6 protein-coding genes, 1 tRNA gene and 1 pseudogene are annotated in these 22,407 nt (G+C 49.6%); 2 read left to right on the top strand and 6 right to left on the bottom strand.

What is annotated here, in order from left to right:
- Positions 1-248 precede the first annotated feature (248 nt).
- The 3 genes from fliD to MXE39_RS08135 form a co-directional block, all read right to left on the bottom strand.
- Positions 249-1,697, bottom strand: a complete 1,449-nt coding sequence (gene fliD, locus MXE39_RS08145) for a flagellar filament capping protein FliD (RefSeq protein WP_246978022.1) — start codon at positions 1,695-1,697, stop codon at positions 249-251.
- A gap of 2,011 nt (positions 1,698-3,708) precedes the next feature.
- Positions 3,709-4,659, bottom strand: a complete 951-nt coding sequence (gene corA / locus MXE39_RS08140) for a magnesium/cobalt transporter CorA (RefSeq protein WP_246978023.1) — start codon at positions 4,657-4,659, stop codon at positions 3,709-3,711.
- Positions 4,660-5,466: 807 nt separating this feature from the next.
- Positions 5,467-5,643, bottom strand: coding sequence for a hypothetical protein (locus MXE39_RS08135; protein WP_247073933.1), 177 nt, complete (start codon positions 5,641-5,643; stop codon positions 5,467-5,469).
- Between the two features lie 4,157 nt (positions 5,644-9,800).
- Here MXE39_RS08135 and MXE39_RS08130 point away from each other — a divergent pair.
- Positions 9,801-12,452, top strand: coding sequence for an inorganic phosphate transporter (locus tag MXE39_RS08130; protein WP_246978024.1), 2,652 nt, complete (start codon positions 9,801-9,803; stop codon positions 12,450-12,452).
- A 443-nt stretch (positions 12,453-12,895) separates the two neighbouring features.
- Positions 12,896-12,985: transfer RNA gene (locus MXE39_RS08125), tRNA-Ser, on the top strand.
- A 537-nt stretch (positions 12,986-13,522) separates the two neighbouring features.
- On the opposite strand, the pseudogene MXE39_RS08120 reads toward MXE39_RS08125, so the two are convergent.
- The 3 genes and pseudogenes from MXE39_RS08120 to MXE39_RS08110 form a co-directional block, all read right to left on the bottom strand.
- A pseudogene (locus tag MXE39_RS08120) lies at positions 13,523-13,645 on the bottom strand (flagellin); the annotation flags it as partial.
- 177 nt (positions 13,646-13,822) lie between these two features.
- Positions 13,823-15,775 carry a tyrosine-type recombinase/integrase gene (locus tag MXE39_RS08115; RefSeq protein ID WP_246978025.1) on the bottom strand — a complete coding sequence of 651 codons (1,953 nt, stop codon included), beginning with the start codon at positions 15,773-15,775 and terminating at the stop codon, positions 13,823-13,825.
- Positions 15,776-19,605: 3,830 nt separating this feature from the next.
- Positions 19,606-21,528, bottom strand: coding sequence for a hypothetical protein (locus tag MXE39_RS08110; RefSeq protein ID WP_246978026.1), 1,923 nt, complete (start codon positions 21,526-21,528; stop codon positions 19,606-19,608).
- Between the last annotated feature and the right edge of the window lie 879 nt (positions 21,529-22,407).

Below are 22,407 nucleotides of genomic sequence, written 5' to 3'. Positions count from 1 at the left end.
GGCAAGTTGTCCTTTAAGCAGCAGGGCTTATTATTGCCTGTGACGCAGCTCCTCTTTTGTAATGGGGCCAGTAAAAGGGCTTTTACATCCGGCATTCCTGTTTTGAGGCGACCTCATTAAATGCACAGATAATTGGGCCTCAAATACAGAAAAGCCCCAAAGCCTGTTACGGCTCTGGGGCAGAGTAGTAGTGCGAATCAGGTGCGAGGTTGAAAGCCCTGATTTAAAGGCTTTCAGCCTTTATTGCATTAACCTAATGCGGACATTAAGTAATTCAGGGAAGTGTTATAGCCTGCGATAGTGGTATCGAGACGGGCATAACGCTGACGTAAGTTGGCCTCATACTCTTCCAGGTAAGTGGCGTTCTCAGCTTCTTCCTTCTGGTAGTCCTTGAGCTTCATGTTCAGGGACTCTTCACGGTTGGACAGCAGACCGTTGCTCTTGGTGTAGTCGTCAACAATCTTGTTGAGCTCGGTCATAACACCTGGGTTCTTGTCATCCTTGCTGGCAAAGATGTTAACAACGGCGTTGAAGTTGTCCTTGATGCCCTCTTTGAACTTGGTGGAGTCGAGGGACATGGTGCCGTCCTTGTCGATCTTGATACCTACAGAGTAGATGTCCAGACCTGAGGAGTTGCCCTTAACCTTGGTCATGATGTTCTGGACCTGGGTCTTGAGGCCACGGAGCATGGAGTCACCGGCAAGCTCACCACCGTCGTAGTTGTTCTGACCGTCGGTGTAGGTGTTGTGCTCGTAGAGGGTGTCCATGGTGGAGATTAAGGTGTTGTAGGCGTTTACGAAGCCGTTCATCTTCTCTGTAACCTTATCAATGTCAGCAGATACGGTTACGTTGTTGGAGATGTAGCCACCCTTGTCGTCCTTCTCAGACTCGCGCTGTACGTTAATGGTCAGACCGGAAACGTTCTTGAACTCGTTAGTAGAGGAGGTCAGTTCCTGACCATCGAGATCGATGATGGCGTCACGGCCCTGAACAACGTCCCAATTGCCAACCTTATTGCCAGTCTGGCCTTTAGTGCTAACGTTTAACTTGGAGGTTTCAGCATTTGCTTGGGCACCGTTTTTGGCCTCGAACTTCATCTCGAATTCGGCATCCTTACCGGATAAGCCAGTGTCGATTACAAGCTTGTCGCCGTCCTTGGTGGAAACGGTAGTAGCGGTTACACCGAAGTCATTGTCGTTGATCTTCTTACGCAGAGAAGCAACGGTGTCGTCAGCAGCAACCTGAATCTTGATCTCACGCTTCTTAACGCTGCCATCGTCGTTCTTTACGTCCGGCAGAGTGATGGTGAGGGTACCTTCCTGGCCAAACTTGGTGCCGTCTTTGAAGGTCTGGGAGATCTTTTCGTTGGAAGCGGTCTGCTTAACAGCGATATCGTAAGAACCGTCAGCAGCGTCGTCCTTGGTGGAAACGGTGAAGAATGGGTTCTCGGTAGGCTGGTTGGTGGTTACCTTACGGGTGTTGAAGCCGTTGTCTTCGGTAAGGGCCTTCAGAGCCTTCTGGAAGTCGGTTAAAGCACTCTTTAACTTGCCAACACCTGAGATGGCGATGTTGGTCTCTTCCTTGCGGTAGATGACGTTCTTGTTGATCTGGTTTTTCTTGGCAGCAACCGATGCAGCAATAATGGACTCAAAGTCCATGCCGGAAGCGGAACCAGCGGAAGTAATATTAGATGGCATTTTGCACTCCTGAAAATTCGCACGCGTCCAGTCATAGCTACTGGAACTGTTGAGTACCAGGTCAAAGTCTTTTTCTCTGACCGCTTAGTTATTTTAACGGTTATGCCTTTTACGACTTTAGGGATTTTGCGCCGTGTTTTTCAGCTGCAATCCTTTGCCGTAAGCGGCAAACAAATCAGCTCCGGCAAGCTGTCAAACTACTATAAAACGTATGGCTGTGACGGCTCTTTTAAGGCACGCCATGACAGCTAATGCTGCAGAAATTAAGCAGCTTTATCCATCAGTAGTGAGGACTCTGTTCTGCTGTTTTCTGGCCTGTTTATCGTATTAGTCAGGCTCCCGCTACAGGGTGAAGCTTGGTGCTCCCTATAACTTATAGCCTGATTGATTCAAGAATCAAGCCAGAACTTCTGCCTGGGATCGGTGCGCAGGTACGTTACATGGATCCTGATCACAAAGACCGCAAATATGGGTATCAGTGAACAGTTCACCTTTTAACGGACCGCAGCCAACAATCTGAATACTGATGACACTCAAAGTTTGACCTTTTTATGGGAACCGGCAAAAATTTCCGTGTATCTATCTGAGGCTTGTAAACGGTTTTAAATAGATACACAAAGGCCATATTTTGCCCCGTTAAAGCGCCGTAATTTGTGAGAAATATATGCACCACAACGGTGATGCAACACAGCAAATACCTGGGATGCCATACCAAAACGTTGCACAACGCTCTGCTGAGGCTTCACCATGCCTTTGAGTCACCTTGAGTGCTGCCATGATAAGGGCTTGCAAGATCATTTTCATGACTCGCCCAATGACGAGCCCATGTTTGCAGGCGGGCCCATGAACACTTTTACACTTTCTCCTGGGTGACGCCGGGAACAGCTGGGAAAGGTATCACAGAATATTTTGTTGCTCTTGTTGGACAACTGCTTGTTCTCAAAGCCATCCTATAAGGAAAATACGCATTTATTTCACCTCCTGACGTGCTTTCTTTAAGTACGCCACTAGATGCACTGCAGGGTGATTTGCTGAGCGGTGTGTAAACGTAACCACATCACAGCAGAAAAGCAGCTATGTATGTCTATGAAATTGATAAATTCGGAGCATTGCCTGGACAATATTAACAGCATATGACATTGAAAAGCCTGTACTTGTCAACAAGTGTTTTAAGTGATCATGCTAAAGCAGCATATTGCTGAGCTGCTTCTTGGTGATGCATTACAAAATCATTGTACTTACAAGATGCTAAGGGGGCAGTGGCGGAGGTTGTGGCCATGAAATTTTGGAGCCTGGAGTGCTTTTGCCTGATTTGCAAGGTTTGCTGGGTTTGTCTAGGTTGGAAGAGGTTTTTCAGGTTTCAGGTCAAGCAGCAGGGTAAGGCAGTGATATTGGCAAGGATATGTAGCCGGTTTTGATTGCAGATGTATGTCATCAGAAACAAGCTCCAGTCAGATATTATCAGCTGGTAAGGCTGGGGCTGTTATCCAGCTAATGCAGAGGCTCATCAGGCAATACTATATTGTTTTGGAGATTATTAATCTAAATGGAGCGCACGCATTCGGTTCTGGCTGCTTCACAATGAGTGTGCTGTCCTGAAAGTTCGCACAGCATGGCTTGGATTGCATAAGGCTCTTATTAATCATGGAGACAGGTATTACAGTGATCACCTTGCTCGGTAGGCCTTTGCCGGTGCAGGACCTGGTTTTGCTGTACTGACAGGAGCGAAAGCATGCAGCAGGGCGGCTCAAGTCGGGGGCAGGGGTAGTGGTCGGGCTGTACAGTGACTGGATATGAAAAGGCCCACATTAAAGTGGGCCTTGGGCTGGCACGACAGCTGGCAGCAGAGCTGTCTTATCCTGTGACAGTTGCTGCTGCCTGTATAGCTCCGCAGATGCCTGGTGGGCGGCGGTGCCCTGAGATGGAGTTTTATCCTGTGCCGGTGTAACTGCAGAATTGAGCTGTTTGCAGACCGGTGCAATTTTCAGACTGGAGTAGATTGCAGGCCTGGTTAGAGCCAGCCCTTCTTGCGGAAGAACAGGTAGGTAAGTGCAGCTGACAGACCCATCAGTCCTATGGACAGAGGGTAGCCGTACTCCCAGTGCAGTTCAGGCATGAACTCGAAGTTCATACCGTACAGGGATGCAATCCAGGTAGGAGGCATGAACACTACTGCAGCCACAGAGAAGATCTTGATGATCTTGTTCTGCTTATGGTTGGTATAACCCATGGAGGCCTCAAGCTGGAAGTTGATCTTGTTGGCCAGGAACTGAGTGTGCGGAAGAATGGATTCGATATCGTTAAGCACTTCGTCGATACTGCGTTCCTGCTTGTCATCAAGGGTAGTCTCAAAGGACTTCTTGATAAAGCGCAGGGCGCGACGGGTATCGTACAGGGCCTGCAGAATCTGACCGTTGAGTTCTTCCTGGCGTACCAGCTCACGCAGGGTATCCTCCACGCTGTCATCACACAGGATCTGATCGGCGGTTTCATCCAGTACGCCGTAAGCATCTTCGATAAGGTCAGAGAGCTGATCTACCTTGAGGTCCTGCAGCTGCAGCAGAATATCCAGGGCAGAGCGGATATCAGCTTTGCCGTAGCGGATGTGATAGCGCAACAGACGCACGATGGACACTTCATCTTCACGGAAGGAGATGAGCAGATTCTTGCGGATGATAAAGGACATGTTTACGCCACGGGTATCATTGGCAAGACGCTGAGGGAAGAGGGAGAGAATATGCACACCGTCGGCGCCGATTTTAAAACGGGACGATGATTCCAGATCGTCCATGTCGTCTTCATCAGGCACGTCTTCAACGAAGAGCTTCTCCAGCCAGTCGCTTTCTTCCTCAGTGGGTTGATGCACATCGAGCCAGATTACATCTGAGGGTAAGGCGTCACCTGCAGTTACCCTTACCAGGGAGAGGCTGTTGTCATCATAGAGCTGGCAGGCTGTAATCATAGAAAAATCTCCTGTACTAAACAGCACAAAGGCTGTTGTGCACAGTGCCGTGCATACGTAAAAGAACAGGTTGGGCTGTGACCTGAGGCCGTCCCGGCCTGGTGTATTGTCCACCCGCAATCATGTCAGGACGCAAAGCCAGTGATGTATGGCAGCTTCAGCAACATACATGCTCAAGTGGGCAGATATGGCCCGCCCGCCAGCGCAGCAGCCTGGCGGCTGTATAAGACTGCTGTATAAAGCTGCATATATCGCATGCAAGCATGCATGCTTTGCATTCTCTGCATGGACCGGCCTGTCTGGCAATTTTGATCATGCAGACTGCATACTTTCACAGATTCATACGCCATATACTGTTGGCTGTTGTCAGCCGTGTCGTTGCGTCAGATGTGCCGGTGTGCATTGGTTAATGCCGCGACAGCAGGGGGTGATGACCCAACGTACCGCAGCTGCAGACACAGAGGAGAGCAGCCGACTTGGGCCATACAGATCCTTTCAGGTGCCGAACATGCCTCCTGAGCTCAGTCAGGAGCTGGTAACAGTTTCATCACAGGACCATGGTGCCTCGAGCACTGCTGTGCTCTGCCAGTATTGAAGGCAGGATCCTGCAATACATATAAGATAAAGAGCAGCACTTAAGGCTGGATATCATTACAACATCAGCAGGGGCATGTCCTCAATGGCATGTTCTCCTGACTGTATGGCAGCTAATATCCATGCAGATCTCAATGACATGTCAGAACAGGAATTTGACAGCGCAGTCAGGCTGTTACTCAGGTTCAGCCTGTGATGATCTGCTCATCATGCTCATCTTGAATGAAGTGATGAAAATACCGGGCTAAAGTTGTGGTCGGCAAAACATTGATTAATAAGCTTCAGAATATGGTTAGCAGTGCTGATACCGGACTGATACGAAGCTGTTGTCAAACGCCCCAGGTCAGTATTGGAACTGGCCAGAGTAACAGGCGCAACAGAAATCAGCATATTTCAGTCCTGAATTGTCTCATCAGATTTTGCAGTCTCTTTACCAAGGTCTTAGAGCAGGCTTCAGCGATAAGAAAGCATTCTGCCGCCTTGCTAAAGCGAGACTATGAGTCTTGCTAATGCACGACCATGAATTTTGCTAAAGCGAGACTATGAGCCTTGCTAATGCACGACCATGAATTTTGCTAAAGCAAGACTATGAAACCTGCTCAGGCATGGCTGGAGGCAGCTTAATCGCACAGTAGCAGGGTTAAGGGCAGAGATAAGATGAAATCAGTACAGTAGACAGTAGTCTGAGTCAGTAATCACAGGGTGGATTTGCTCTGGCAGAGAGTGCCAGTAAGTGAGCTGAGTAAGCAAAGCAGACATTAGAGCAGATCACTGTCAGGACAGTGTATGTTCTGCGTTAAGAAAACTTTAAGATGACAGGTTCAACTGACTTTTAGTTGCCTTAATGGTATGAGTGGATTCCAGGTTCAGGCGGATGCAGTACAGGCCTGAAGACGGAAGTCGGCCAGTCAGTTATCAGGAGAGAGATACTCCCTAAGGCAGGTAAAAGACAGCTGTCTTATCCTCAGCTGTGACCTGGAGTTTTGCCGATAAATGGCGCATAAATAAGCCATTTGCACCGGGTATGACATCAAGGCCTGCTATACTTTAGACAAAAGCCCCCCAAGTGTCAAACAAAAATTCCCCGCATTACAGCCTTTGTCAGCATGGCCTGTCCATGCCAGCAGACAAATGCACTTCCTGTTACAAACAATATTTTTCATATCGATTTTCCTGCATTATGACAGCACGTTTGACAGCAAGATTCTGCCCTGCAGGGGAGCTGCAAATAATGCCTTTTTCCTTGCATCTCCAGTCTGAAAAGGCGCCGGGATGGCCATGCCCTCATTATCTTATGCCATAAGCCTGACCAGTTATCTTAATCTGGCATCCATGGTTGCTCTTGCGCGGGCTACTCAGGATGCCCAGGCCCCTGACCATGACCCTTACCCATGGGCAATGGACCGTACACTTACTTTCACCTTATATGAGCAGCAACCGATATGACCAGACCTCTGGAGCAGCCAGTGTGCAGCAAAAAACAGCGGCCAGTTCCGACAGTCAAAACGGCAGCAAGTCAAGCAGTCATAAAGAAAGGAAAACATGACATGCCTCATTACGGCCAGCCCAATGGGCAGCTTATGACAGTGCCATTAGTATCTTATGCAGAGGTGGTACGTAGCACCTGTATGCAGTAGAACTATGCATCAGCATTGAACTATGGGAGGCTTCCGGATGCAGTACCCAGCTATGGTCATGCCGTGCCATGCCAGGCTGTGCCATGCCTTGCCAGGCTGTGCCATGCCATGCCATGCCATGCCGTGCCTGGCTGTGCAGTGCATTGCCGTGCCCTCGTCAGACCATGCCCGGGTAATGTTCCGTAATGCCTGCCAGGGATTTTGCCAGTCATTTTATGACTTGCTATCAGGATCATGACGTAACGGGCTATGATGCCCGTCGAGCTCTGTCCGGTCACATAAAGCGAAGTCACTACATGATCCGTTATGTTCCAGTTTATGTCTGAGTATGACTTTTCTGCTCTTTGTTATGGATGATAAAACTGGCAACAATTAGCATGTGGACCAATGATGCAGGGCAGAGATGGTCAACTTCCATATCAGCTTAAGATGAGGTCAGGCAAAGAACGACAAACATCAGGCAGTCAGCCACAATGTCTGCCAGCCAGCCTGTAAGTCAGCAATGGATCGGTTGAGTTGCTGTCAAAGGTATTTGTTACAAGTCCAGCATACAGATGCTGTAAGTAATCACCTGAAGGAAAAGCTTTTATAGGGGATTACTGCAGTTGCACGGGGATGACCATTGCAGTCGGCTGCAATATATAACTCCTTCCAGGTATGCCGTCGTCTTTTGTCAGCATGGAAATACTATGTCAGCGGCACAAAAGCCAGCTATGGCGGGCTTAGCGCTTACGCTTTGATGTTACTTGCACTTGTACAACTGTAAGCTTGAAGCATGCTGCATAAGCTAATCAGTAGTACATACTTCCTGTAATCATACATACATCAGTGAAAATGAACGCAAGCTTCAAGGAAAAAGGGCATGAATAGCATGAGCCTGTCAGGACATGGCGTAGCGAGCGGCTTATGCAGTTGATAATGATTTCCTCAAGGATAAAGAGCATCGTTTTGGGAGTGCTGCATGACTGAGTGGACTTATCTCTGCATGAATGACAGGTATTGCTGATTCCTGCATGCCGGCAGGGGCACTTTATATCTTCCTTTGCTCTGCATTTGTCAGCTGACCGCATAGCCGACTTGTGCTCAGCATATGGCAGCTGCCTGCATGGCCTACCTGTGCTCAGCATATGGCAGCTGCCTGTGTGTTTTATGGATGAGGGCTCGATGTATGAGTGTTATTGAGGGATGTTGGCCAATACTCGTGCTTCGACTCATGCCAGGATTCATGATTTTTGGGGGCGTGTTTCCAGTATTGATGGTCTGACGGATTGAGGGCTGTGGGGTCTGGCTGGCTCTGTGGCTTAAAGGGCAGGCTGAGGGATGGGCTGGTTTTATTGAAGCTGTCTGGCAGGGATTTTTGCTGGTAATTTCAATGATCCGGTCGTCTGCTGTTGTGACACTGCAGGACAATTAAGGCGTCATAACTGTTACTGGACGGCCAATATAAAGGCTGATCGGGGTTAAGACTGGATGGGTTGCCATGGCCTGTTTGAGGGACTTTTATAGAGTTTTGGGGATCAGCCATGACGGGGAAACAGGTTAATATGGTGTAGTTAACACGGTTTTACTGTCACTTTTGTAAAATTCGTATGTATAACTGTGAAACAGCTATGGTTCTGGGGCTTTATCCTGCATTTGTCCGATTAAATGGCTTTGTGATATTTTCTTGTGTGTAAAATGTGCAGGTATATAGTATAAATATGTGTAAAAGTATCTTGTAGCCAGGTGCAACGCTGGAGCTGTATAAGTTTTGCTAATACTAAGCATTCTGAGAAAGTGAAACTGGTATGTAGGCAGGTCTGCACTCCCGGCCCCGACTTCCGGGGGGTTGACGCATGATGACTTGGAAACCAGGTGGGATCCTGAACAGTAGAAAGGTCCGTTTTTATGACCGGCTTGATACACCATCAAAGGCTCTTTGCTTTAAATCGGAACATAGTGGATGGTACTTTTGGTCGAGATATTGACCTTTGCAGTGGCTGGCTTGGAAAGTTATGGTCTTATATTATTAAATATGCCTGACCTGCATGTACCTGCCGATATTTCTAGCTATGGTAAAGCATGAGCCTGACTTTTCTCTGTACTGAAACTGTCAGTCAGGGGGGCAGCAAAGGACCCCTGTATTGCCTGTTAAAACTGTGATAACAGGAGGTACTGGATAATGAAATGGTACAATTTGAGGGTGATACAGCTTAACAAAAACTTAACAATGCCCTGTTAGTCTTGCGGCAACTTTTGAGCCCTGTGGTATATTTTTTCATGCGGTCTCCCAAGGGGTAGCCGTATGATGTCCTGGCCGTCACAAGCAGGTTTTCAGGGCGTCAGAGTTAACGATTGAGCTTCTAGAGAATGCCTCTTAATGCCCGTCAGAAACAGTACTGACCGGCAGATAACAGCATCTTTTATTCTGTCCATGCTTTGAAAAGGCACAGCGCCTTTCTTCCTGACATCACAGCCTTGCAGACATAAGCCCGGAGTATATGACAGCAACATAAGACAATGTAGTTGTCTGGCAGCCATGGCACATGCCATGGCTGCCCTCCGGACTTTTTCATGTGTGCAATCTGCATAAGATGCCCTCAATATTAATGAGGGTATCTTGAAACTGCAGCAGGGCTGTCAGTGATCTGCCAGATCTGGCCGCTGATAAACTGTCTCTGAACCAGGTGTTCAACCTGCATGCTGTGGCATCTGATGACACTCAAGTCAGTCAGAGGCCGCAGCGGCAAGACTGGAACAGAGCGGCCCTGTCTCAGGCTGATAACACTCAGGAGTGCTGAGTAGCATGATGCAGGCAGGATGGAGTGGGACCTTACTGATTATGTCAGTTAAGCGCAGGGTAAAAGATACTGGATCTGCAGCCTGGCTTCAGGCCGGCTTAAGAGCGCCCCCAAAAAAGTGATAATACTTATGCTTGAATCAATTTTTGTTGTGCTGGTTGGCTTTTTGCTGCTGCTGGCGGTTATTGACCTTTTTGTCGGTGTTGCCAACGACGCCGTAAACTTCCTTAACTCAGCTGTAGGCAGCCGCATTGCTCCCCTGCAGGTAGTTCTGATCGTAGCCTCTATTGGTGTACTTATCGGTTCTACTTTCTCGTCGGGCATGATGGAAATTGCGCGCAGCGGTATGTTCAGACCTGAGCTGTTTACCTTCTACGACGTAATGATGATTTTCTGCGCCGTAATGATGGCTGACGTGTTACTGCTCAATACCTTTAACTCTCTTGGTCTGCCAACTTCTACTACCGTATCCATTATCTTTGAGCTGCTCGGTGCAGCCGTAATTGCTACGGCTTACAAGCTCAGCACCATGGGCATGTCTTACTCGGAGATCTTTGAGTACATCAAGACCGACCGTGCAGCAACCATTGTTTCTGCCATTCTTGTGTCTGTAGTAGTCGCTTTCTTCTCAGGCGCCATCGTTCAGTTCGTTCTGCGTATTCTCTTTACTTTCAGATTCCAGAATACCTACAAGTACCTTGGTGGTCTGTTCTTCGGTTTCTCCATTTCCTCCATTTTCTACTTCCTGGTAATGAAAGGTGCCAAAGGTGCCTCATTCATGAAGCCTGAGTACATTCAGTTCATCAATGACAACACCTCAGCCATTCTCACCTATATGTTTATCGGCCTTACCATTCTTGGTCAGGTGCTGGTATTAATCAGATTCAACGTCTTCAAGATTATTATTCTGGCTGGTACCTTTGCTCTGGCTTTCTCCTTTGCCGGTAACGACCTTGTAAACTTCATTGGTGTGCCTCTGGCTGCTCTGGATGCTTTCATGTTCTGGCTGAGTGCCGGTTCTCCTGATCCTCATCAGATAACCATGGGCATTCTCAATAATAATGCTCCAGCTTCCACCATTTATCTCATTATTGCCGGTCTGGTCATGGTGTTCACTCTCTGGACTTCCAAAAAGGCTCACCGTGTAATTCAGACTTCCATTAACCTCTCAAGCTCCACCCACGGTGAGCACGAGCAGTTTGGTGCCTCCACCCCAGGTCGTGTTATTACCCGTTTTGGTCTGGGTGTTTCCCGTGCCTGCCGCAACATTCTGCCTGGCTTCGTTCTGGCATTTATCGGCAGTCGCTATATCAAGCCGGATGTAGTCAAGGGCGAAGCTCCACTTCCTTTTGATTATGTCCGCGCCTCTGTAAACCTGGTTCTGGCTTCCATTCTGATTGCCTCGGCAACCACCTTAAAGCTGCCTCTGTCCACCACCTATGTAACCTTCATGGTCGCCATGGGCACCTCCTTTGCTGACGGCGCCTGGAGCCGTGAGTCAGCCGTATACCGTATCTCCGGTGTAATCACCGTTATTGCCGGCTGGTTTATTACCGCTATCTCTGCTTTTGCAGCAGCCTCCATTGTCTGCCTGTTCTTCTTTGGCGTCGGTGAAATTGCAATTATCATTACCATGCTCATCACATCGGCAGTGATTATCCGCAGCAACTTTGCCCGTGAGAAGACCTCTGATACCACATCTCTGGTACTTGAGGCCAAGGATGACAATGAGAAGGTTCTGGGCTCTATTGCCAAGGCCGTTCCTGTCTACTTTGATGCTCAGGTTGAGGTTGTTGACCGCGTACTTGAGAACTTCTTTGGCGACAACGAGCTCAAGTTAAGAAAAGACTTCAACAAGGCCTCCAATATCGAATACGATATTTCCAAGGTGCGCTCTGAGTACTACACCCTGGCAAATACCAGCTCCAACATGGGTGAGAGCAAGGTTACCAGTGATGCCAAGCACTTCTTCTACCTGACCTTCTCCAATATGCGTGAAGCCTCCAAGGCTATCCGCTACATGGTAGAGCGTGCCGTAAACCACATTGCCAACCGTCACACCATTTTCCAGGGCGAAATGCAGACCTCTTTGATGGACATCAATGCCCGTCTGCACATGCTTTCCCGTGATCTGCACCGTATGGCCGCTGAGCCTACAGCTGGCAATGTAGAGGCCATGGTAAAGCACGCCAAGAAGTTAAACCGTGATATCGACCGCTCCCAGGTTGAGCTGGTAAACATCATCAGCAGCCAGCATGTGTCCATTCACTCCGCTGAAATGTACTTAAGCTTCCTGCAGGGTATCCGTGATCTTGCCAACCGCTACGTAGCCGTAGCCATGCAGGAGCGCGCTCTTGCTCAGATCGTTGGTGGTTCAGTAGTAGATCGCAACCTCAACAACTCACAGATGCGTTCTCAGGTATTTGGCACCACTACCCGCACCGGCTCTGAGGCCATTGTTACCTCCTCAGTAGAGGAAGATGAGCGCAATGCTCCTCATATTTCCGAGGCTGCTGATGCTGACACAGTACCTGTTGCCAACAGTGCCGCTGCAGCCGCCGTAGCCGCTCAAACCGACGTAGCCACAGCAGGTGCCGTTGCTGCAGCTGCTGCTGCCTCAGACAGCGCCCAGGCAGAGCCTGCTCCAGCTGACGCCGCTGCTGCAGCAGCCGGGCAGGCTCAGGCCCAGACCGAGCCAGCCGCAGTCCCAGCTGCATCCGAGGCCACCAGCGAAGCTGCCCAGGTAGTCGTAGAGGGCACTGAGGGCAAAAAGGCTGACTAAGCCCCAGCACCGCTGGCTTTAGCCAACTGTGCACAGAGCGGTACCGTGCATGTGTACTGTACCGCCATAGTAAAAAGGCTCCAGGGTATGATGACCCCGGAGCCTTTTTGCTATTTGACACTCGAAGTTTGCTTAAGCACAGCCAGACCTTATGCTCCATACTGTCGGCCGAACTTCTTGCAGCCACATGCCTGAGAGCCCAAAAATGTTAACCTGACCGCATCCAGGGTACTGCAGCAGCCTGTGCATACCGTTCATCAGAGCGGGCCCGCAATCAGTACCAGCTTCAGGCCCGCAGACCTTCCCATTTACCGCCAGCCTGAACCGGTTCAACCGCAAAAGCCTGGCCGATTGTGTAACGTATTAGCTCCTGCGTTTCATTGTGGCGTGCAATCTACCTTTACACTTGCTTTAGCAAACTTTTTTCCTATAATAGAACGCACGGAAAGATGGCAGAGTGGCTGAATGCACCGCACTCGAAATGCGGCATACCCTCAAAGGTATCGGGGGTTCAAATCCCCCTCTTTCCGCCATCCCTTTCAGGCCGTCCTGGCCACATCAACAAACTCTCCAAAAAACTCCCCAACAAACTCCCCAACAAACTCATCCCCAAACCTTATCATCAAAACTTATCCAGCGGCCTCAAGGCATGCTGCGCTTTGTCACGTCCATACAAATCCTCTCCCGCAGCCGCAAGAGAATCTCCAGCAGGCAGCAAGTCCGTCTCCTGCAGGCAGCAAGCTGCAAAAAGCAAGCTGCAAACCAAAATGCTTTCTGCCCAGAACTACGGACCATCTCGCAGCAACAGACCACTCATTCATTCTCATCACCAGTCCTGGTCATGGCTCTCAGTGAGTAGCGAGTCTCGCTGAAAGCCTTATAGCCTGCGCGTTGCAGTGTTTGTTTAAGATGCACACAAATTACTTTGCCTGCCGGACTGCATACTGTGCTCAGACGTTAAAGTTTCGCTGAGTGTACAACCTGCAGGGCACGTCGGACATCAGCCCCTCTGCAGAAATCAAAAAGGCGGATAAACCCGCCTTTAATGATAATGAGACATATCTGGTTGCTTATCTGCTCATCAGATTCAGCGCAATGGTAGGACGCTGGTTTGCCTGGGCAAGTACAGACTGTGATGCCTGCTGAATAATGTTGTTCTGGGTAAGGGCAGCGGTCTCAGAGGCAAAATCTGTCCCTGATTCTGCTGCGGGCGTCAGACTGATCAGAAATCTTTTGTTAGTGGCGCGTTTTACATAACTGCAAAAAAGAAAAGCCCGGCAGGGCACATTTCCTTACCGGGCTTCAGGGCTGCAGATGTAACTGCAGCTCAGAAGCGCCGCCTTAGCGGCGTTTAATATATTTCAGTCAGCCTACTTTCTGCTGCGTGCAGCTGGCTTGGCAGCCTTGGCAGCTGGCTTAGCTGCTGCCTTGGCCTTGCTGGCGGCAGGCTTTGCTGGGGTCCTGGCTGTTGCCTTGGCAGCTGCTTTGGCTGGGGCCTTAGCAGGTGCTTTGGCTGGTGCCTTGGCCCTGGCGGCTGGTTTAGTTTCAGTCTTTACTGTCTTCCTTGTGGCAGCTGTAGCCTTAGCCTTGCTGGCAGCTGGCTTGGCAGCGGCAGTCTCAGCCTTGGCAGATGAGGCACGAACTGATGGCCTGGTCTTTGGACGGGCGGAAGCAGCTGGTGCCTTGTCAGCTTCAGCGGCGGCCTTGCGAGTACTGCGTACTGGCTTTGCGGCCTCAGCTTTGGCTGCGCTGGTCTTGGATGCTACAGGCTTTTTGGCAGCTGTCTTTGCCTTTGCAGGCTGCTCTGCTGCCTTGGTGGCTTTAGCGGTGCTGCGTGCAGCTGTTTTGGCGGCTGCAGCTTTAGTTTCAGTCTTTGCAGTATTTGCAGAGGTTGTCTTTGCAGAGGCTGTTTTGGCACTCTTGCTGGTGCTTGCCTTGGCAGCTGCAGTCCTGGTTGCGGCGGCTTTGGCAGGAGCGGCCTTGGCAGACTTGGAAGTGCTGGCCTTTGCAGCGGCTGTCTTTGAGACTGCACCTCTGGTAATTCGGGCTGAAGGCCTGGCTGCAGCTGTCTTTTCAGCACTGGCTGCGCCACGGGCGCTCTTTGCAGCGGTTGATTTGGACTTTGAGGATGCAGTGGCTCTGGTGGCCTTTGCCTTTGATGAAGCGGCTCTGCCTCTGGTTACAGGGGCTTCGTCCTCTTCCTCGTAATACTCATCCTCGTCCTCATAATCATACTCGTCCTCATACTCATCTGCTGTATTAGCCTTGAGTTCATCAGCGAGCATGCGCCACTGGCTGTTCTTGCCCTGTACGCTCTCATCAGTCTCGCCGGATACGAAGTGGCGGCGGGTGACCATATCCTGGTCCTGCTGCTGCAGTCTGAGCCAGCGGTTGTGGTACATAATGGCAGCTTCAGGAGACTTAAGTCCCAGGTACTCCTGCAGGGCCATCATATCAAGGCCCATATCCATCAGGTGCATGGCACGGCTGTGACGGAGCATTACGCAGGTAATTTTCTCTGGAATGCTCTCATCACTTTCACGGGCCTTGTTGGCAAACTTGTGAAGGATACGGTTAATACCAGTCTTGTGGAACTTGCTGTCCGGAGTGCTGGTGATTAACAGTGACTGGGCATCGGCATCAGGAGAGTAGCGGCTCAGGAAGTAGTTGAGCAGCTCAGCAGTCTCGTCACTGAGCAGCAGTTGACGGCGTGAAAGATCGCCACCACCAATGAATACCCAGAGATTGTTGTCGGCGTCAAAGACGAAATCACCAACTTTGACGTCGCAAAGCTCCTGGGAGCGGCAGGCGGTCTCATAGAGAATTCTAAGCAGCAGGCTCTGACGGCAGGTTACCTTGTTATCAGGGCTGTAAGCTTCGAGGATTTCCTCGATGTGCTCGGCGCTTAAGAATTCAAACTCAGGACGGGTTGCAGCACACAGTTTGATTTCGGTAATTTCCAGCATTGTGTCAGCACGGCCCATCTTGGTACGCATCATCTCGCGGGCAAAAGAGCGCAGCACGGACATGCGGACATTAAGGGTGGACTGAACAATCTGGCGAACGTCGATAAACCACTCCAGAAGTCCCTGGACAAATTCGGCATTGAAGTTTTCAAAGGAAAAGCTGTCGCTGTCTTCTCCAAGGCCCTCCTCAATGTAGCGGGCCATCTGATTGCCAGTATCTACATAGCAGGTGTAGGTGCTTTGCGAATAGGAATCCATGGCAGAAAAATGCTCGGCGACGAATTGTCGGAAGACGCCGATCAGACTGACGTTGGCAGCTTTTGTTTTGCTTTTGCTGCCGACTGTGGCTTTTCTCATGTAACCCTCCATAGGATGCCGCCTGCAGCGGCCTTAAGCAACTGTGTCAAATTCTGTAAAAATCTGCAGAGCGCGAACATTCAGTCATGCATCCGCAGGCAATATGCCTGTTAAGTCCCGTTACGCGGGCTGATTCGTCACGGAGCATGACATCGTTAACGACAGCGCAGTAGGCGCTGCCTGAATATCCGGCTGCAGATGCAACCGGTGAGGTAAAACTGGACTGTTGCGCAGGCTGCTCATAAAAGCCTGTGCGGACAGCTGGAGGTGCCCTGGATATTTGAAGCACCATTGGCCAGGCCTGTCTGGCTGTGGCCGGAAAATCTTTTGCACTGACTTCATGGAAATGCTTTCCATAGCGGATGTCAGTGCTGTGAAGTACTTTACATATGCAAAACTGTGTCTACCTGCATCAGTTAGCACCTGCTGGACTTATCACAGGCTTTAAGTTGTGGCTGCATAGCCTGTTGCATGAACAGCGCCATATTTGTACTTTTGTGGCCTGTCTTTGCGCGGCGTCACATTCTGGTTGCAGTGCCTTTACAGTCACTGCAGCTCTGCTGTTTTCCAGGCTGTATGTCTGGCCTATCACATGACAAGATGAAGCTGAAGAGCCGTCTGTAATAACAGCTGATCTGCCTGATACTATGGACTGAGTACCGTACTGTTAAGTCGTTTAAAAGCACTGTTTTATGCCGCAAACATGTTGCTGCTGTGCCGTATGTACTGATTTATTCAGAGCGCATCATAATCTGCATCTGAATCAGACACAGATCCTGAGCACATACTGTCATGACATGTCTGTGCATGTATTCAGCCAGTATCAGAAAGCCATATGGTTAAGGAATCTGCACGCTGATACCTGACTGTACTGTTTACTTTCAGCTATGTTATTGGCTGTAAAAAGCTCACTGGTATCTTTGCTCGACTGCAGCAATATCGTTGCCTGTATTAAGGACTTTGTGACATGCCGCAAGCGGCAGTTTCACTGTATCAGTGCTTGCCGTTGTACATGTCTGGACCTGCATTACAAAAGAGCATAAGTCACAACTGCATTATTTTTGCCAGTCGTGCATTCAAAACAAAGATACAGCTTGAATAAATTAACAAACAGCCTGTTTATGCGCTTTAATAGAGCTCTTTTAAATGCACAAACTGTCATAGTTGTCGTCTCCTTGACCTGATTACATAGTGATAACGCTGATCCTGACAGTCGGGCATTATGTGCCGCATAGTGCAGAAAGTGGCCACATTTATTCGTAAATCACCGTAAATGGCAGTTCAATATTGCCAGTCAGTTTATAAAACGGATTATCTGTGCTTATCGTTACACTAAACAGCATGATTTTCATAGTGTAAAACACGCTAAATCCCGCATGTATATCATCTTTTGCTCGTAATTAATGGTTGCGGCAAACAATGCGGCAAAATGCGCTCTAAAATAAGAAACAGCATCAATACCATGCAATAGTCACAACTTCCCGGCAGCCGCCTCGTAAGTCCCACCACCTGAAGCACAGCCACCACCATGGCTATATCCAGGCCATACAGCAAACGAGCATACGCACGCCCTCCACACATGCAATGTAAACCAGCAAAACCGGCTACCACATGCTCTGTCTATCAGGCCAGATGCAGGCTAAAAGTAAAAGTAAAAGTAAAAGCAGGGTTGCTCGTTATCAGCAAGCTGTTAAGTGATTAACACCAGGCGTACAGGTCATATAAAACCCTTACAGCGGCTGCTGCATATATTTGAACTGGATTACATGTTTGCACATTGGTCTTGCCACTGGCGCGCCATGAAAGAGGCGTGGTCTTGCTGCAGGCGCGGCCATGAAAGAGGCGTGGTCTTGCCACAGGCGCGGCCATGAAAGAGGCGTGGTCTTGCCACAGGCGCGGCCATGAAAGAGGCGTGGCCGTGGCCTGTAAAGCGGCACCGGATACTGCCTTGCCGCAGTCGAAGATGTAAAGGGCCGAAAAAGCGCCCTGGCCTGCACAGCAAATGGGGCAACCATACGCTGCGTCCGTATGTAACCTGGTAATACCTGGAGATGCCGGGAATTTATGTTGCCGATAGTCCGTGCCTGTTGTGAGCTGCAGTGATGAATGAAAGGCATGTATTAGGGAAATTAAGGCAGTTTACGGAAGAGTCTTATAGTCATTGGACTATCTAAGACCATGGCTTTAAACGTGCTGGCATCAAGGCAGGAGGTAAATAGAAGGAGAATCTCCCGTTAAGCGAAGCTGTGGTAGAAACTGCGCTCATGAAGGGGCAAAACTGTCATCTGTCATCTGCTTTCTGCCATTTAGCAAGGGACCGGTATCAGGACATGGATGGTGCTGCATGCAAAGTATAATGGCCCCATGGTGCAGGGCAGGGAGGTGTTAATTAGAAGGGACAGGGATTAAATCAGCATCCAAACCGCATCATAGACTCTCGGCATAAACAGGTAAAACAAAGCGGTCATGTGCCTGTGTTTGTATATATCGTGACGGCTGTAATAAAGCGACAGTTGAGCAAGTTGGGGCTGGAAAGGTTGCTCAGAGGCTGTCTGCCCAGAAGATGGCTCATGTCTTATGCCTTATGCCTGAGCAAAGGGCATGTGCTTTCGGCGTGAGATCGCAATCTCAAAGGTGTGAACACCTTTGTTTCAATTATCCATGACAGGAAACACCGGGATTAAGAAGGATATACAAGTGGAAGTACAGGTTATGGCACAGATATCAGACAGCCATGCAGTCTGGTCATGTATGACTGACATTCAGAAAAGCTGCCAGGGATTACAGCTCTTGCATGATTTATCAGGTATTTCCAGGGGTATAAGGTACCAGGTAAAGCTGGAGCGGAGCCCCATCTTCCGGAATTATGTTTCCTGAATGCCATAATTTTTAAAAATGCTCATTCTATAAGATTTAGAAAGCATTTATACAGTGATTGATGACTGTAATGTCAGCACTGGTAGTGATCAGAGAAAGTATGGGCTGGTGTATTTACATGGCCAGGTGCTATGACCATAACTGAAATCATCTGGCATGGCGCTGACTGTTTTGCCGCCCAAATTGAATGGGCAAAAGCTGGGAGTTTTGGTTTGCACAGCGGAGCAGAGCAGGGCAGGGCATAACTGGATATGACATGACAGGACAGGACATGGCGCGGCTGATCCTTAGCTGAGCTAAAAGCTTCAACAGTATCTGCATCGCTATGAGTGCTGCAGCCTCATGCCTGGCTGGCAATGCTGCTGGTGCGGCAGGGAGGTTAAAGCTGATAAGGCTTTTTACCTTCACCTGGATTATTGTCACATGATGGCCAGGCGATACTCTGAGCACAGCTAATGTCTGTAGCTGGAGGTCATGTTAGAAAGATTTGCCGTATGCCATTAAAGATAAGGATATGCCCCGCTGGCTGCAGTATGTTGATCTATTAGCATTCAGTGGGGTAGCACTGCCTCCGCCTCTGGTTGCCAGGCTCCATGGATCATTCTAAGTACTTTTAGCCACAGGCCCATGTATGCACGCATTCTTTCATGCACGAATGCATTCATGAGCGCATTCTTTCATGTGTAAGGCCTCCGGGGCTGGGCGCAAGTATGCTTACATTAAGAGTGGACTATGCAGATGTATATCTGTCAGTTGCGTAAGCAACTGCTTGGAATACGGCCCTGCGTCCGTGCAGGGCGCTATTGCAGTTGCCATGCTGAGGTGGGCCTGCCATATGGCAGTGTGTATGCAGGACGGCCGCAGGATGCCGCTGGTAAGGCACATAGTGCTGTTACTACCAGGACTGTGAAATGAAACGGCCCCGGTCTGGGGTGCAGATCGGGGCCGGGAGATTATTTGTTTTTGCGGGAGCGTGAGGACTTGCCTGACTTCTCTGACTTGGCTTTCTCAGCTTTTTCCTGCTTCTTCTGGGCTTTCTGGCTGGCCTTGAGCTCCTTTTTCAGCTCAGACTGGCGCTTTTCCATCAGCTTTTTCTGCTTGTACGGACTGTAGGTCTTGGCTACATGCTCAAGGCTGAAGGAGTGTGGGCCACTTACCAGAGATCGCATGGAGTTGCTGTCATTGTCAGCTACGTTATCAGCAGCACTTATGTCCGCACTGGCTCCTGAGGTAATGTTCAGCGCAACGGCTGCAGGGCGTGCGGCACTGGTAGCGTCCTGCCTGTCGGCTGTGCTGCCTGACTTGCTGCCTTTTTCAGCCTTGTCTGACTTAGCTGGCATGCCCTCAACATTAAGCTGAGGCTCTTTTACTGCGCAGCCGCCTTCACGACGGCCCAGAGAGCATGATTCATTCTCTTCAGGTCCTGGGCAGGTGCGGCAGCTGCCGCGACCTGTAACCGGCTTATCGCTCTGCTCAGAGCTGCCGTCTGCTCCGGCAGACGAGTCAGTGCTGCTTACTTCATCAGTACAGCTGCACTCATCGAGAATAGATTCAGCACGGGCGGCTACAATGGCCGCCTGAGCCAGAGCCTGGGCAGCATTGAGGGCTGCCTGACGTTCAGCCGGGCTTAAGGAAGCAGCGAGCTCCTCAGAGGCTGAAGTGCTGTCTGAACTCTGTAAGGCCTCATCATCAGCTGATCCGCTGCCAGTATTCATGCTGTCAGAAAAGTCTGCGGCAGAGATAAGACTGTCAGTGACATCAAAGTCATCTGAGCTCTCCATGGCAGCAAGGGCTGCAATGGCAGAGGCTGCAGCTGCGGCACGCTCGGCGCTGGCGCCTGAAGCTGCCAGTGCGGCTGCCAGAGCAGGGTCAATATCTCCATTTAAGGCTGTAACTGTAGCCAGAGCATCATCACTGACATTTTCTGCTCCAATGCTGGAGGTCAGAGCTGAAATGTCGGCCTCAGTAAGGGCTGACAGCGCTGAGTCATTCAGAGCGTTGAGCTGAGAATCGGTAAGGGAGTTGAGATCGTTATCGCTAAGCGGGGTGATATCAGGATCCAGAGCTGAGGTACCTGGTACGGTCTGCAGGCTGTCGCTGCCGGTTTCAGCTTTCTTTTTGCCTTTCTTTCCCTTGCTGCCTTTGGCGCTCTGGATGTCCCTGTTCTTCTGATTTTCTGCAAGCTGAGCCTGGCGGCCTACTTCCTCAAGAACAGCTGCAGCCAGTTTGCAGGCACAACCTGAGGTAGAGCCATGCTCACAGACATGTTCATCTTCAAAGGTAATGTCGGTGTCAGGCAGTGCACCAGTGTCAATGAGGGGATCGTCGAAGGCGGCACTTACCGGATCTACAGTATTGTCGAGCATGCCAAAGGATGAGAGATCCTCTGAGCCTTCTTCAAGGGAATTGAAGCCCAGGTCCATAGAACCTGAGGCAGGGGTGATCTGGCAGCTGGAGTCAAAGAGGTGCTTGTCAATGGAGCTGTTGAGCTGATTGGCTACCTCATCATCAAGGGGATCGGCTACGGAGTTACGGATAGGGTCGACAAGATCATCATCGGCAGCAAGTTTGGCAGCCTGATCGTCTTCAATGGACTGGAAAATGTCTTTTACACCAAAGCTGTCATCATCAGCAGAGATCACAGGATCATTGGCGTCATTATTGAGTTCCTGAATGTTCTGGATTTCGTTCATTTCGTAGAACTTGGAATACAGGGACTCAAGAATGTCGGCTGGCACACAGTAAAAAGCCGGCTTGTCATTGATTATTACGGCAATAGGCTCGCTCTTAACCGCCTTAATTACCGTTTTGGGATTCTTCTTGAATTCTGAAACACTGATACTCAGGTTTGCCAGAATCTGTCTGATATGTGCCATAAATTGCTCCTGCCTTAATCCGTACCGTTAGCCCCCATCCCTCAACAGGAAATTACAGGACATGATACCTGTAATGCAGGACTTGTACCCAATTGCCAATCCGTTACACATAAAAACAGCCGCAACCCGTCATTATGCGACTGGTACGGCATCATATGGCTGTGAACGGAAGGCATGCTGACCTGCAGCTGCGTACTGAGAAAATAAGGAAAACGTATCTGCTAACTATATACGAAAACCGATGTCTGTGACCATAATAATTAATCCATTTTGCAACAGTGCACGCTACAGAGCACGCTGCACGTGCATAAGCTATGCTGCCACCCCTACAGTGACTCCAGTTCCATTTTTGCCACAGTGTCACAAGTCCCACCCTTAATATGGCAAGCCATATAGCAAAGCCAAAAACCATAAGGCCCCGTGCCATTACCCGCAATGACATGCCAGAGCCCTGTCCGTTCTAAAGATACTGGCCTACTCATTCAGTTCCCCGTCATTCCAGGATCAGACAGCGGTCTAACCTCTCCAGTAATACCACGGTATAAAGCACTTATCCGACCGCTGACGCGCTAAGTCACGTAACCAGCCTGAGTATGGATATATCTCGCAATGACATGCCACTCCACACCTTTCCACTACACTCCATTCAATGACCAGCCCCAGCCTGAGGTTTACATCATGATTGCCAGCATCAATACAATATCTAAAACATTCAGTAGTGAATGTTTTGCAGTGCTAATCATATTCACGATATAAAAGAGAGCATGAAGCGGACAGGCACAAACATCAGCGCTCAATTAATACGAAATTGTGGCTTGATGCCAGCAACGGCCTGAGAATCAGGCAGGAGCAGCTCAGGTAAAGATGAGGACAGTTCCC

Origin of the sequence: Anaerobiospirillum sp. NML120511 (assembly GCF_023050955.1) — a bacterium.
Taxonomy (GTDB): Bacteria; Pseudomonadota; Gammaproteobacteria; order Enterobacterales; family Succinivibrionaceae; genus Anaerobiospirillum.
Note: the sequence above shows the minus strand (reverse complement) of the source record. Positions and strands in the feature narration are given on the sequence as shown.

What these genes read in the sequence shown, in the direction of transcription:
- fliD (WP_246978022.1), bottom strand. Translation starts at nt 1,697, where the DNA reads ATGCCATCTAATATTACTTCCGCTGGTTCCGCTTCCGGCATGGACTTT.
- corA (WP_246978023.1), bottom strand. Translation starts at nt 4,659, where the DNA reads ATGATTACAGCCTGCCAGCTCTATGATGACAACAGCCTCTCCCTGGTA.
- MXE39_RS08135 (WP_247073933.1), bottom strand. Translation starts at nt 5,643, where the DNA reads ATGCTGATTTCTGTTGCGCCTGTTACTCTGGCCAGTTCCAATACTGAC.
- MXE39_RS08130 (WP_246978024.1), top strand. Translation starts at nt 9,801, where the DNA reads ATGCTTGAATCAATTTTTGTTGTGCTGGTTGGCTTTTTGCTGCTGCTG.
- MXE39_RS08115 (WP_246978025.1), bottom strand. Translation starts at nt 15,775, where the DNA reads ATGAGAAAAGCCACAGTCGGCAGCAAAAGCAAAACAAAAGCTGCCAAC.
- MXE39_RS08110 (WP_246978026.1), bottom strand. Translation starts at nt 21,528, where the DNA reads ATGGCACATATCAGACAGATTCTGGCAAACCTGAGTATCAGTGTTTCA.